Here is a 13,665-nt window from a genome sequence, read left to right on the forward strand (position 1 = left end):
ATACCTTTGATCATTTTTGGTCCTAAACCTGCAAAATGCATTTTGGATAATCCCATCTTGTCTGCACCACGTGGCATGATTTTACCAAACATTTTTTCTATAAAGCTTTTCTTTACTTCAATTTGTTCATCTTTTCTGAGTGCATTTAAGCCCCAAAACGTATGAAAAATTATTACTTCATGATCATAAGCTGCAGCCCCATTTGCAATAATATAGGCCGCCATTGTTTTATCATAATCACCACTGAATAGTACAATGGTTGTTTTCTTCCTTTCTGTCATGCAAACCCTCCTCGTCAACATTTTAAAATACCAGTACCCCACCGGGTATTTATATCATATAAAAAATATTATTAAATGTCAACCTTTGAAATTTGGACAGCCTCTCGCCTATCCATCTGCAAAATTTATCCCCTTCAATTACATGCCCCGCTTTTCTAAAAAAGAATAGCTGAAGAAATTTTTGATGAAATTGAAAAATATGAAAATATTTTTTTTACATTAGGGAATAAAAAATATAAGTAATTCATTTCATGGAGGTCATTTTTTCTAAGGCAAAATTGTAAAAAAAGAGAGTAATTAATGGAATTTCAGATAAACTATTTAAAAACTCAAAGGAGATAGAAAACATGGCAAACGTTAATTTAGTAATAGTTTTTTATAGTATGGGTGGAACGAATGTTCAATTAGCAAAATGGGCTGAGGAAGGTGCTAAAGAAGCGGGTGCAGAAGTAAGAGTTTTAAAAGTACAAGAATTAGCACCAGCATCTGTTATTGAAGGAAACGAAGGATGGAAAGCAACTGTTAATGCAACAAAAGATATACCGGAAGCTACTTCAGAGGATTTAGAATGGGCAGATGCAATAATATTTAGTGTGCCAACTCGGTTTGGCGTAATGGCTTCTCAAATGAAACAATTCCTTGATATACAAGGCGGTCTTTGGGGAAGCGGCAAGACAGTTAATAAAGTCGTAAGTGCGATGACTTCTGCACAAAATCCACATGGGGGTCAAGAAGCAACATTACTATCATTATATACTTCCATGATGCACTGGGGTGCGATCATCGCTACACCTGGTTACTCTGACCAAGTTATCTTTGGTGCAGGAGGAAATCCATATGGAACAAGTGTAACGGTTGATCAAGACGGGAAAATGGTAGAAGATGTAGAAGATGCAGTTAAGTACCAAGCTAAACGTACTGTTACCGTTGCGGAATGGGTTAAAAAAGGAAAGCAATGAACATACGCAATTATCAATAGCCAATCATGTTTTGATTGGCTATTGATATTTAGTATGCAAAAAGTGGGTAAGACAACGACTCATGTTTTTTCATTTTATACAAGAGTACGCACAATTTGGGAGTCTTTTTCATCTTCCAATGTTTATACCTTTTTAAATGGATTTTCAGTACAGTACTTCTAAACTACTTCTCTTCTTTTTCCCATTTTTCAACTTCTTTTCGAACGATTGGTGCCACTTCTTTACCTAATAATTCTATTGCTTTCATAACATCATTATGGGGCATTGAACCAACAGGAACATGCAGCATAAAACGGGTAACACCTACGTTTTTACGGAGAAAGATAATTTTTTCAGCTACAGTTGTCGCATCACCTACATATAACGCACCTTCTAAACTACGTGCAGAATCGAATGTCTCACGGGTATATGACCCCCAGCCCCGCTCTCTTCCTAACACATTCATCGCATACTGTGTCGGTGGGAAAAATTTCTCTACCGCTTCTTCAGTACTTGCAGCTACAAAACCATGAGAATGTGAAGCTACTTTCAATTTTGACGGATCATGGCCAGCCTCTTCCGCTGCTTTTTTATACAGTTCCACATGGCGAGCAAAATGAAGTGGGCTCCCACCAATAATCGCAAGGGTCAATGGTAGCCCAAGGGCACCGGCGCGAACTACTGACTGTGGTGTGCCGCCGCTAGCAATCCAAATAGGTATTGAATCTTGAACAGGTCGCGGATAAACACCACGATTATCAATTGCTGGACGATGTTTTCCCTGCCAAGATACAATTTCAGATTCTCGTATTTTTAGCAATAAATCCAATTTCTCATTAAACAATTCATTATAATCATTTAAGTCGTTACCGAATAAAGGGAAAGATTCAATAAACGAACCACGACCTGCCATAATTTCTGCACGTCCGTTTGAAATGGCATCTACAGTTGCAAATTCTTGAAAAACTCTTACAGGATCATCGGAAGAAAGAACAGTTACTGCACTTGATAATCTTATTCGTTCTGTTTTAGACGCAGCAGCAGCTAATAAAACTGCGGGAGCGGAACATGCATAATCCTTACGATGGTGTTCTCCTACACCAAACACATCTAAACCAACTTGGTCAGCTAACACAATTTCTTCGACTACCTCACGAATTCGCTCAGCATGGCTCGTTACCTTTCCAGTATTTACATCAGGAGTTGTTTCTACAAATGTTGTCACACCAATTTCCAATGTCATCCTCACCTCTTTTTGCCTTTTTAAGTTCAATTGACCTAAAGGCTACTTTTATAAACTTTACAATTATACATAAAAATGTGCTTCTTTGAAATCCACTCTGCATGTTGAAAATCCACTCGACTTCTTTGAAATCCACTCTGCATGTTGAAGATCCACTCGACTTCTTTGAAATCCACTCTGCATGTTGAAGATCCACGCGACATGTTAAAATCAACCCAGAGTTCTTACTTATTCACTTTCTTTCTCCCAGTCTCCACAAAATAACTTATTTTTCCTTTGTTGCTTGTGACATTTGATGCCAAATGGATCCTTCCGCTTCTTTTCCTTCTTCAATTCGTGCTAAGGCCATTTTCGCTTGCATGCGAACTTCAAATTCTGGGTCTTCCAAAGCTACTTGAAGTGCAGGAATCGCTGTCTCATCGCCAACCTCATATAAAAACATCGCAGCCCGCCAACGAACAATTCGACTTTTATCAGATAAAGACTTAATCATTTCGGGAATTGCCTCTTGAAAGCCTAAATCTGACAAGCAATCCCCTGCTGTTCGGCGTACATTCACTGATTTATCTTTTAACGCTTTATATAAGTAAGGCAGTGTTTCAGGTTCTTCTATCATTCCTAAATATGCGGTAGCTAGCCTGCGTACTGAGGAATGTTCATCATCTAACGCTTTATTTAATACTGGAAAATCTGCTTCGGTTGGCTCCATTCGGTCTAACGCAGCATAACGATCTTTCCAATTCGGTTGATCGAGCATATCAAGAGTAACTTTTTTTCCAGTACGCTCTTCAAGTGGAGTCTCATTATTTAAAGCGGCAGCTAATAACTGATTTAGTCGCTCGGAATCATACGTTGCAGATAATTCTTCAACAACATCACTACCAATTTCCTCTATGTTTCCATATCTAGCACTTTGTTCAACCCATTTTCGTTCCATTAAATAATTATCGGAAGCAGTTGCCGCTTCCATTGCTACGTTCATGAAACGATCAGGTAGCGCAAAACGTTGCTCCTTCTCCCCTTCTTGTAATTTTACCTGTGTTGGGAGATTACGAAACATTTGAATAAATACTTTTATTTCTCCAAAAGTATCCTCATTGTCGGAACTATTTACGGCTTTTGAAAAAAGGTCAGTCGTTTCTGCTTCCGATCCAAGTAATTTTCTTACTTCTGGTAAAATCTCCTCCCATGACACGCGAGGATTTCGTTCCAAAGCAATGAAGTCTATCACACGATAAAGCCCTTTTACTCCATTAATAGCGAACAACTTTTTTATATAGTCAGGGGCACTTTCTAGGTTATCTGTACTTTTATAATTTTCGGTTTGACCATCAGGTAGTGTTTCATTTACATTAATTTTCATTGAATAGGGGCTCGGTGTTGGTTCCATCGATATAATTTTCAATTTCACAACTCTCCTTTATAATAAAAAAGATCCAAAGGGATATATGTTTTTCCCATTGTATCCTTCAAATAAATCAATTATTTTTCCACCCAAGTTTGTGACCAATTTTCTATCTCTTTCATAAGTGGTTGTAAAGACAATCCTTTTTCTGTTAATGAATATTCAATTCGAACAGGAGTTTCTGGATAAACATCTCGTTTTACAATTCCTTCAGACTCCAAATCTTTTAATCTTTCTGAAAGCACTCTTCCACTAACCCCTACTGCAGATTCAATGTTACAAAAACGTTGTGGACCATTTAACAGCTGATAAATAATCATTCCAGTCCATCTTTGACCCAATAACCTCATTGCTTTTTCAAATCTAGGGCAAATCGATTTATCCAATTATCTCAGCTCCTTATTACTATTATATACACATTTTTTCATAATTTCATTATTTTTTACAAATTATTTACTTGACTCAATTATATTATAGTTATATACTAACTTACGTAAAGTAACTAAGTGATAAATTGTTTAATATAAATGAATAAACATTTTCATGAGGGGATTATGTTGCTAAGAAAGAAATCAAGGAGGAAATAATAATGGCAGAAAAATTAAACATAGGCATCATTTTAGGAAGTACGCGTGATGTACGCGTTAGCCCACAGGTTGGAGAATGGGTAAAAGAAATTGCTGATAAACGCAGCGATGCAAACTATGAAATTGTAGATATTGCCGATTATAATCTACCATTTTTAGGAACGACTGATGGAACCGAACCAGGGATTGCGACATGGAATGAAAAACTTGCGAGCCTTGATGGATTTGTGTTTATCGTTCAAGAATATAATCATAGTATTTCAGGAGCATTAAAAAATGCTATCGACTTCGCACGCGAAGCTTGGTTTGACAAAGCCGCTGGAATCGTAAGCTATGGTTCAACTGGTGGTGCTCGGGCAGCGGAACATTTACGAGGCATATTAGGTGAATTAAAAGTGGCTGATGTTCGCACTCATCCAACATTATCTTTATTTGTTGATTTTGAAAACTTCACTGAATTTAAACCACAAGAATTACATCTTGAAAATGTAAATACAATGCTGGATGAGGTTCTTGAGTGGAGTGGCGCTTTAAAAACAATCAGACAAAAAGAAGAAGTTACTGCTTAAATAAAATTTATGACCATTTTGGAAAAGCACTCGGTTATTCGAGTGCTTTTTTTTATAGTTCAATACCTGAACTTTCGCACCCATAAAGTGAGCACTAACAGATATTCGGATTGATATCTCAAACTATTGATAATTTTGATAGTGTAAGGCTGTTTTGCATAAATGATATAAACAGCGACATCATTTCGTTCCTAATAGATAGTCGAAAGTTTACTTTGTCAGCGGCTACTAGCACTTAATGCGGAGTGGTAGCTGATTGATGCAGAGTCGCACACCCAACATGCTTAGTGACAGAAAAAGATGAAGAGTCGCGTGCCAAACATGCTTAGTGACAGAAAAAGATGAGGAGTCACACGCCAAACATGCTTAGTGACAGAAAAAGATGCAGAGTCACGCGCCAAACATGCTTAGTGACAGAAAAAGATGAAGAGTCACGCGCCAAACATGCTTAGTGATGGAAAAAGATGAAGAGTTACGCGCCCAACATGCTTAGTGACAGAAAAAGATGCAGAGTCGCGTGCCAAACATGCTTAGTGACAGAAAAAGATGAAGAGTCACGCGCCAAACATGCTTAGTGACAGAAAAAGATGAAGAGTCACGCGCCAAACATGCTTAGTGACAGAAAAAGATGCAGAGTCGCGTGCCAAACATGCTTAGTGACAGAAAAAGATGAAGAGTCGCACGTCCAACATGCTTAGTGATTGAAAAAGATGCAGAGTCGCGCTCCAAACATGCTTAGTGATTGAAAAAGATGCAAAGTCACGCGCCAAACATGCTTAGTGATTGAAAAAGATGAAGAGTCACGCGCCAAACATGCTTAGTGACAGAAAAAGATGCAGAGTCACGCGCCAAACATGCTTAGTGACAGAAAAAGATGCAGAGTCACGCGCCAAACATGCTTAGTGATGGAAAAAGATGAAGAGTTACGCGCCCAACATGCTTAGTGACAGAAAAAAATGCAGAGTCACGCGCCCAACATGCTTAGTGACAGAAAAAGATGCAGAGTCACGCGCCCAAGACGGATAGAAAAGCTTGTTTAACCTTCTTTAAAAAAATTCTACAAAAACAAAAAGACACTTGGTTTTAATGATCCAAGCGTCATAAAAATATTCTTTAATATAAAGCTCAAGCTAGCGTAACTGTTACCTAAGCACGTACTTGCCCTGTTCCCTTGATTACAAATTTGAACGACGTAAGTGCCTGTAATCCCATCGGTCCTCTTGCATGCAGCTTTTGTGTGCTTATGCCTATTTCCGCACCATAACCAAATTCAAATCCATCTGTAAAACGAGTGGATGCATTATGATAAACAGCTGCAGAGTCAACCTTTTGTAAAAACAAGTCCTTATTTTTTACATCTTCCGTAATAATCGTTTCGGAATGATGTGTTCCATATGTATTAATATGATCGATCGCTTCTTCAGCACTATCGACGATTTTTACACTAACTGTTAATCCTAAATACTCTTTCGCCCAGTCTTCATCTGTAGCTAATTTGGCATGTGGAAATTGAGCGATAATTTTCTCATCGGCAATAATTTCCACTTGTTGATCCCGTAATTTTTCAAGTAAGGAAACTCCGTAATTTTCAAACCATTTTTCATGAATAAGAATGGATTCAATTGCATTACAAACGGATGGACGTTGGAGCTTCGCATTTAAAATGATTTCTTCAGCCATCTCCTGTTTCGCCGATTCATCAATGAATGCGTGACAATTTCCAGCTCCTGTTTCAATGACAGGCACCGTGGATTCACGAATAACTGTCTCGATTAAATTTTTACCCCCGCGCGGAATCAACACGTCCAGAAATTCATTCAATTGAAACAACTCTTTCGCTGTTTCTCTTGATGTATCTTCAATCAGTTGTACGGCATCTACAGGTAAGGAACTTTTTTCTAAAGCATGGTGAATTGACTTAACAAGAGCAATGTTAGAATGAATGGCTGACGAACTCCCTCTTAACATGACTGCATTATTCGTTTTTAAAGATAAAGTTGCTGCATCGACTGTCACATTTGGTCTTGCTTCATAGATCATTCCTACGACCCCAATCGGTACGCGTACTTTTTCAACGTGCAATCCATTATCAAGTGTACTTTTTTCTAACACTTCACCCACAGGATCATTGAGTTCGACTAATAATTTTATACCATGTGCCATTGCAGCAATTCGCTCTTCATTTATCATAATCCGGTCTAATACACTTTGGTCTAGTCCGTTTTCTCTTCCATTTTCCAAATCTTTTTCATTGGCCGCAATGATTGCTGCTTGATCTTCTAGCAATTGTTTTGCAATCAATAAGAGTGCTTCATTTTTTTCCTCCACTGTTGCTAAAGCTAGTGAATAACTTGCTTCCTTGGCGGCCTTTCCTCTTTTTTTTACCTCACTCATTTTTCTTCCCCCTATAATTTATTTAAATTCGACCCAGTGATCACGATGAATGACTTCAATGGACGGTTCCAATTTGCTTTTCTCCATTCTTTTTTTAATTTTTTCGATTATTTCGCTAGATGAATAGTTTACCTCCCCTTTTCCAAGCATGCCTTTTTTTCCATAAACTTCAACGACATCGCCTTTTTCAAATGATCCTTTCACTCTAGTAATGCCTGCTGGCAACAAGCTACGACCATGATGCATAATCGCATCCTCAGCACCTTCATCCACATAAACTTTCCCTAAAGATTCGGAATGTAGGGCAATCCACTGTCTACTCGTATTAATCGTCTCTAGCGATTTGTTTGTAATATATGTCCCATCGCCTGTTCCTTTTAAAATCTGAAGTAGTTTATCTTTCCCTTCGCCTTTACCAATAAAAACTGAGACACCAAGAGAAAGCGCAGTTTTGGCTGCTTCCAACTTCGATTTCATACCGCCAGTTCCTACTTTCGATCCCTCAGTGCCGGCAGCTGCAATAATTTCATCTGTAATTTCTTCTAAATAATTATATTTCTTTGCATGTGCATTCTTCATTGGATTGTCGGTATAAAGTCCATTAATATCTGTTAATATAATAAGTTGGTCGGCATGGATAAACCCACTAACAAGTGCGGATAAAATATCATTGTCTCCAAAAGTTAATTCATCAACCGATACTGTATCATTTTCATTTATAATCGGGATGACTCCTCGGTCAAGTAATTCCATTATTGTCGAAAATGCGTTACGATATCGTTCGCGATCGGAAAAGTCGCTTCTTGTCAGTAAAATTTGTGCAGAAACTAGATGATGCTCTTGAAACTTCCTGATATAGGATTGAATCAATAAACTTTGTCCAACTGCCGCAGCGGCTTGTCGGCCTTTTATAGTGACAGGTCTAACCGGGTATCCTAGCATCTTAAATCCAGCTGCAACTGCTCCAGATGACACTAAAATAACTGTGTGATTCGCTTTTTTAAGCTCAGCGATTGCCTCAACAATATCAGTTAGTTTTCCCTCATCAATCTCCCCATTTACATTCGTCAGCGAACTGCTGCCGATTTTTACGACAATCGTTTGTTTCTTCATTTTGCTATTCTCCTACTCCCTAAATAAATAAAAAAGCCCTCTCGTCCTCTCTGTTAGGACGAAAGAGCTTAGCCTTCCGCGGTACCACCTTAAAATTGAATGTTTATACATTCCGCTTTGCTTCGTAACGTGAAGTAAACGCCAATTTTTTTAAAACTGGACTAAGAGGCAGGTTCTGTGGTTTCCTATGATGAAATCTCTCAGCTCATAAATTTCACTCTCTGACATAGTAGTCTCCACATACTATCCCTCTATGATCGTTCCCTTATTATTAATATATGTTATGGATTAAGATGAGAATTGTCAAATAATTATACAGAAAATGTTGGCCGGAATTTATAACTATTATCTTAGTTTTTCCATTAACTCCAGTCTAAACTCTCCTTCCGCACCTGCTTTATACAGGTTCGTGATTGAAGTGGAGTAATTTGAAATAGTTGCAGGAAACTCAAGATTTTCTTCTGGAATTTTGACAATAAAGTCATTTTTATAAAGCAATGTAGTTACATCATGATACTCTTCATGTGTCACAGTAAATTCAAAATCGATCTTCAATTGCGCAGAATTCTCCTTGTGAACATTCCTTGCTTCAATTGGAAAATCATTAATAAAAATCTTCATTCATGATCACCTTCTGTTTGGTCTAAACGATTTGTTTGTGAAGATAATACAGAAAACTGAAGCCATTTCGATTCTGCTCGTTAAGCTACATTTTCAAAACTTATATCCCAAAATCATGATGTAAAATGGATTGGAACAGATCCGTCATCATACTCTCTGTTAGTCACGTGTACACCACCAGCAGCGGACACAACACTACCAGTAATCATGTCCGAGTCTTCTTCACATAGAAAACCAATGAGTCGAGCTAAATCTTCTCCTGAACCTGGTCGACCGATTGGAGTATTTGGATCTGTCTTTGTTCTTGCTGTTTTAATATCTAATTCTTTCATTTCACCTTTTATATCACCCGGTGAGACCATATTAGCTGTAATACCATTTTCCGCCTCTTCCTTTGCAATTGTTCTTGTAAGGGAGACAAGACCTACTTTTGCCGCACTAAAAGCTGACCGATACATCCAGCCCGGAGTATGTTCAGCATCTTGAAATCCATACGTAATAATGCGACCAAATTGTTGTTTTCTCATAATCGGTACAACAAGTTTAGCAAAATGGAATACAGCACTTAAGTTACCTTCTATCATTTCATACCACTCGTTGTCTTCATAATCTACTAATTTTTTTCTTTCAAACACATAAGGTCCAGCATTATTAATTAAGAAATCTATCCTGCCAAATCTTTCTTGCGCTCGTTTCACAATTTTTGCGATATCTTCTTTTTTCGTTACGTCACCTTGTACGAACTGCAATTGATTTCTATAATTTTTCCATTCATTTTTTAACGCTTCTACCCGCTTCATATCACTGTAATAATTTACTGTTACAGTGCACCCTTTTTTTAAAAAATGTTCGGTCACTTGCTTTCCGAGCCCTTTAGAACCTGCTGTAATAATTGCATGTTTCATCCTATTCACCTACCTCATAGAACTGATTTCATACAAATTTATCTTTCAAGTAAGGATAAAAATTCTTTCCGGGCATCGGGATTTTTTGCAAAAATTCCTTTTGAAGCTGTTGTTGTGGTGGTTGAGTCTTTTTTCTTAACTCCTCTTCCACACATACACATATGTTTTCCTTCTACAACAACCATCACACCTTGTGGTTCAAGCACTTCCTCCATCGCAGTTGCAATTTGATTTGTTAACCTTTCCTGCACTTGAAACCTCTTTGCATAACCATCGACCATTCTACCGATCTTTGATAAGCCGGTAATTTTCCCATTTGGTACATAGCCGACATGAACACTCCCAAAAAATGGAGCGAAGTGATGTTCACAGAGAGAATAGAACTCGATATCGTTCACAATAACCAATTCATTATGGTCAACATCAAAAAACTTCCGTAAATGTTCTTTCGGATCTTCTTTATACCCTTCTGTATATTCGAGATGCGCCTTTAACACTCTATACGGAGTTTCTTCAAATCCTTGACGATTTGGATCATCTCCACATACTTCAATTAAATCTTTTATTGCCTTCATAAAATTTTGTGATTGAGACTGCTTTTCTTCTGTATCTATCTTATATTTTTTATATAAATCATCTAATTTTTGATTCATTATTTGATTATCTGCTACCTTCATGATTACTCCCTCTTCTCTAATTAAAAAAACAATTTCTTAATAATTGTTATAATTATTTCCTTTAATATTAACATAATGTATCTATTTTATAAAAACAATGAAATTCTTTACTATAGTTTCTCCCATGAATTTAATATGGAGAAGAATTTTCTACCACTATAAAAGAAATCCCTACAAGATCATCTTGTAGAGATTTCCCATTAATTTTCTTCTATTTCTTTCCGATTTTTCTTAAACATTTTTGATAAAATCTCAAATACAATCGGTACAATAAACAAGGTTAGCAAGGTTGAACTGGCTAGACCACCAATAACGGTAATGGCAAGGTCTTTTGAAATTAACCCACCACCGCCTTCTGCACCTGTTGCAAGCGGAATTAACGCACCAATCGTTGCGATGGCTGTCATCAAAATAGGACGTAATCGAGTTGCACCCGCTTCTAAGACAGCATCTCGCATCACCATTCCACCACGTTCCATGCGAACGATTCGATCGACAAGTACAATTGCGTTCGTTACGATAATCCCGATCAACATTAACAGCCCCATCATCACTGTGACAGAAATGGTTTCGCCAGCGAGATACAAGCCGACAAATGAACCAATAACCGCAAATGGTAATGAAAATAGAATTGAAAACGGCGCAACCCCTTCACCAAACGTTACAACAAGGATAAAGTATACAATCGCGATCGCCGCAAGCATCGATACACCTAATTTAGTAAAGGTTTCTTCCATATCCGCAGCAACCCCGGCAATGTCCATGGTAACTCCTTTTGGTAACTCTAGTTTATCGATCGCCTTATCGACTTCAGAAGTTACTTTTGAAATATCTTTATCTGTAATCGTTCCAGAAACTGTTGCATAATACTCTCCTTCACTACGAGCTAATGTATTTAGCGTTTTCCCTTCTTTTACAGTTACTAGCTCAGAAAGAGGTATCGTTGTATCTAGAGCAGTCGGCACTTCTTTATCTAACATTTCATCAATTGAATCCAGCTGTTCTTCTTCCTCTTGCTGAATGACTACATCAATTGAGTTACCATCTTTTTCAATCGTTGTCAGTACATCCTTTGTAGTATCTGCTCGTAACATCCCGACAATTTGGCCTGCAGTTAAGCCATACTGAAGTAGTTCTTCTTGGTCTACATTAAAGGTATATTCGACATAAGCGTCTTCCGTACTTGATGAAACATCTTCTAGCTTATCATTTTCTTTCATCATGTCTTCAACTTGCTCCACAGCTTCATTTAATTTATTTAAATTTTCACTGTAAAACGTATAACTGAGTTCATTCGATGAGAAAGACATCGCTGAGAAATCTTGACTTTTCCATTCTCCCGACTGATCGATATTGAAAACATATTCTTCGACTTCTTCACGCGCTTTAGGGAAATCTTCCATATCAGGGTCAAAGATTAGATACATAAGCGCGCCATCAGCACCGCCACCCATCATCATTGCCGCTGGATCGCCATCATCGTTAATAGATAACTGAAGAATATCGATATCATCTCGTTTTAATAATTCTTCTTCCACTTTTTCAACATTTTTTAATGTATCTTCTTTTAATTCACCCGTAGCAGGTGTATAGGTTAAATACATGACTTTTTCTTCGTCACTGCCTAAAAAACTGAAACCGATTAATGGAGTCAGAAATAAACTACCAACAAGTAATATAATCGCTGTTAAAGAAGTAATAATTTTATGATTTAACGTCCAGTTCAATGCACCTTTATACCAATTTGCCAGTTTCCAAGTCTCTTTATGCTTTGTTTGCCCTTTTTCACCGTATAATTTTTTTCTAAATAAGAAGTGAGAAAGTGCCGGCACAATCGTAATGGCTACAAGTAAAGATGCGCCCAGTGCAAATGACATCGTTAAAGCAAATGGCATGAAAAGCTCTCCAACCATTCCACCAACAAAAATTAACGGAGCAAATACAGCCACAGTTACAATGGTAGAAGAACAGATCGGACGAAACATTTCAATCGTTGCTTCCCGTACAAGCGCACGTCCAGACAATTTTTCATCTTTCAAATGAAGCCGCCGGTATATATTTTCAACGACGACGATCGAGTCATCGATCACCCGTCCAATCGCAACCGTAATTGCACCGAGCGTCATAATATTTAACGTAATATCCATCCAATTTAATAATAAAACAGCCATTAAAACCGATACTGGAATCGAAATGACGGAAATAATGGTTGACTTAATATCACGTAAGAAAAGAAGAATGATTAATACTGCTATTAAACCACCAAATAAAGCTTTTTCAATCATCGTCTTGATTGAATCTTCTATCGGCTCTCCTTGATCAAGAGAAATATCAATCACGAGACCATCGATTTTACTTTCTTCTTCTTTAATTAACTCTTTCACATTATTTACTACGTCTACAGTATTTGCTTCTTGTCCTTTTACAATTTGAATACCGATTGAATCTTTACCGTTCGTTCGCGAAACAGACTCGACTTTACCGATGAGCTTAATATCCGCAATATCTTTTAATTTTACAAAAGGAGACGGATTCGCCGCTGACGGTTCAACTGGAATTAACATATTCTCAAGCTCATCAACTGTTGTAAATTTCCCGTCTACTGCAACAGCTTGTTCTTCGTCTTCAAATTCATAGAGTCCAAGAGAAACCGCAAGATTGCTAGCTTGAATCATATCTTTCACGGTATCTTCGGTTAAGCCAAGGTCTTCCATCTTCTCTTCATCATATACAAGATCTACTTCCTCAATATGTTGACCGGTAATCGTAGCCGAAGCCACCCCGTCAAGTTTCTCAATTGCTGGGAGTACGATATCTTCCACAGTTGAAGTTAATTCAACAATATCTTCTGTTGTACTACTTAGGGTCTGCTGAATCTGCAAAAAATTCATTACCAACAAGGGATTTCGAC

General features: G+C 37.6%; 12 protein-coding genes and 1 other annotated feature. Of the genes, 2 read left to right on the plus strand and 10 right to left on the minus strand.

Annotated features, from left to right (window positions below; translation table 11 throughout):
• On the minus strand, window positions 1–281 hold a 281-nt coding region (locus ACPYKA_RS12565; RefSeq protein WP_479542607.1), incomplete at its 3' end, for a DsrE/DsrF/DrsH-like family protein.
• Between the two features lie 347 nt (window positions 282–628).
• Between ACPYKA_RS12565 and wrbA the strand changes: the two genes are divergently transcribed.
• Entirely contained in the window at window positions 629–1,240 is a 612-nt protein-coding gene (gene wrbA, locus ACPYKA_RS12570; protein WP_479542608.1) for an NAD(P)H:quinone oxidoreductase, read from the plus strand.
• A gap of 184 nt (window positions 1,241–1,424) precedes the next feature.
• Here the strand turns inward: wrbA and ACPYKA_RS12575 are convergent, their stop codons facing one another.
• The 3 genes from ACPYKA_RS12575 to ACPYKA_RS12585 all read right to left on the minus strand — a co-directional run bounded on the left by ACPYKA_RS12575 (window position 1,425) and on the right by ACPYKA_RS12585 (window position 4,274).
• The gene (locus ACPYKA_RS12575) at window positions 1,425–2,477 is read right to left on the minus strand and encodes an LLM class flavin-dependent oxidoreductase (protein ID WP_479542609.1); all 1,053 of its coding nucleotides are present in this window, start codon (window positions 2,475–2,477) and stop codon (window positions 1,425–1,427) included.
• 271 nt (window positions 2,478–2,748) lie between these two features.
• The gene (locus tag ACPYKA_RS12580; protein WP_479542610.1) at window positions 2,749–3,888 is read right to left on the minus strand and encodes a conserved virulence factor C family protein; all 1,140 of its coding nucleotides are present in this window, start codon (window positions 3,886–3,888) and stop codon (window positions 2,749–2,751) included.
• A gap of 77 nt (window positions 3,889–3,965) precedes the next feature.
• Window positions 3,966–4,274: a winged helix-turn-helix transcriptional regulator gene (locus ACPYKA_RS12585; protein WP_479542611.1), complete on the minus strand. Its 309-nt coding sequence runs from the start codon at window positions 4,272–4,274 to the stop codon at window positions 3,966–3,968.
• A gap of 203 nt (window positions 4,275–4,477) precedes the next feature.
• Between ACPYKA_RS12585 and ACPYKA_RS12590 the strand changes: the two genes are divergently transcribed.
• Window positions 4,478–5,044 carry an NADPH-dependent FMN reductase gene (locus ACPYKA_RS12590; RefSeq protein ID WP_479542612.1) on the plus strand — a complete coding sequence of 189 codons (567 nt, stop codon included), beginning with the start codon at window positions 4,478–4,480 and terminating at the stop codon, window positions 5,042–5,044.
• Between the two features lie 1,146 nt (window positions 5,045–6,190).
• Here ACPYKA_RS12590 and ACPYKA_RS12595 read toward each other — a convergent pair.
• The 6 genes from ACPYKA_RS12595 to ACPYKA_RS12620 all read right to left on the minus strand — a co-directional run.
• On the minus strand, window positions 6,191–7,438 hold the full coding sequence (locus tag ACPYKA_RS12595; RefSeq protein WP_479542613.1) for a glutamate-5-semialdehyde dehydrogenase: 1,248 nt from the start codon (window positions 7,436–7,438) through the stop codon (window positions 6,191–6,193).
• Between the two features lie 18 nt (window positions 7,439–7,456).
• Entirely contained in the window at window positions 7,457–8,551 is a 1,095-nt protein-coding gene (gene proB, locus ACPYKA_RS12600; RefSeq protein WP_479542614.1) for a glutamate 5-kinase, read from the minus strand.
• Between the two features lie 51 nt (window positions 8,552–8,602).
• Window positions 8,603–8,818 (minus strand) — a binding site (T-box leader).
• A gap of 78 nt (window positions 8,819–8,896) precedes the next feature.
• Window positions 8,897–9,172 (minus strand): DUF3219 family protein, encoded by a 276-nt coding sequence (locus ACPYKA_RS12605; RefSeq protein WP_479542615.1) that lies wholly within the window; start codon window positions 9,170–9,172, stop codon window positions 8,897–8,899.
• Window positions 9,173–9,285: 113 nt separating this feature from the next.
• Window positions 9,286–10,077, minus strand: coding sequence for an SDR family oxidoreductase (locus tag ACPYKA_RS12610; RefSeq protein ID WP_479542616.1), 792 nt, complete (start codon window positions 10,075–10,077; stop codon window positions 9,286–9,288).
• A gap of 38 nt (window positions 10,078–10,115) precedes the next feature.
• Window positions 10,116–10,730, minus strand: a complete 615-nt coding sequence (folE, locus tag ACPYKA_RS12615; RefSeq protein ID WP_479542618.1) for a GTP cyclohydrolase I FolE — start codon at window positions 10,728–10,730, stop codon at window positions 10,116–10,118.
• Between the two features lie 224 nt (window positions 10,731–10,954).
• A partial coding sequence (locus ACPYKA_RS12620) for an efflux RND transporter permease subunit (protein WP_479542617.1) occupies window positions 10,955–13,665 on the minus strand: 2,711 nt, incomplete at its 5' end.

It is taken from the genome of Pseudogracilibacillus amylolyticus (SeqCode) (genome assembly GCF_051918545.1).
Classification (GTDB): Bacteria; Bacillota; Bacilli; order Bacillales; family Amphibacillaceae; genus Pseudogracilibacillus.

What these genes read in the sequence shown, in the direction of transcription:
- folE (WP_479542618.1), bottom strand. Translation starts at nt 10,730, where the DNA reads ATGAATCAAAAATTAGATGATTTATATAAAAAATATAAGATAGATACA.
- ACPYKA_RS12595 (WP_479542613.1), bottom strand. Translation starts at nt 7,438, where the DNA reads ATGAGTGAGGTAAAAAAAAGAGGAAAGGCCGCCAAGGAAGCAAGTTAT.
- wrbA (WP_479542608.1), top strand. Translation starts at nt 629, where the DNA reads ATGGCAAACGTTAATTTAGTAATAGTTTTTTATAGTATGGGTGGAACG.
- ACPYKA_RS12605 (WP_479542615.1), bottom strand. Translation starts at nt 9,172, where the DNA reads ATGAAGATTTTTATTAATGATTTTCCAATTGAAGCAAGGAATGTTCAC.
- ACPYKA_RS12590 (WP_479542612.1), top strand. Translation starts at nt 4,478, where the DNA reads ATGGCAGAAAAATTAAACATAGGCATCATTTTAGGAAGTACGCGTGAT.
- proB (WP_479542614.1), bottom strand. Translation starts at nt 8,551, where the DNA reads ATGAAGAAACAAACGATTGTCGTAAAAATCGGCAGCAGTTCGCTGACG.
- ACPYKA_RS12610 (WP_479542616.1), bottom strand. Translation starts at nt 10,077, where the DNA reads ATGAAACATGCAATTATTACAGCAGGTTCTAAAGGGCTCGGAAAGCAA.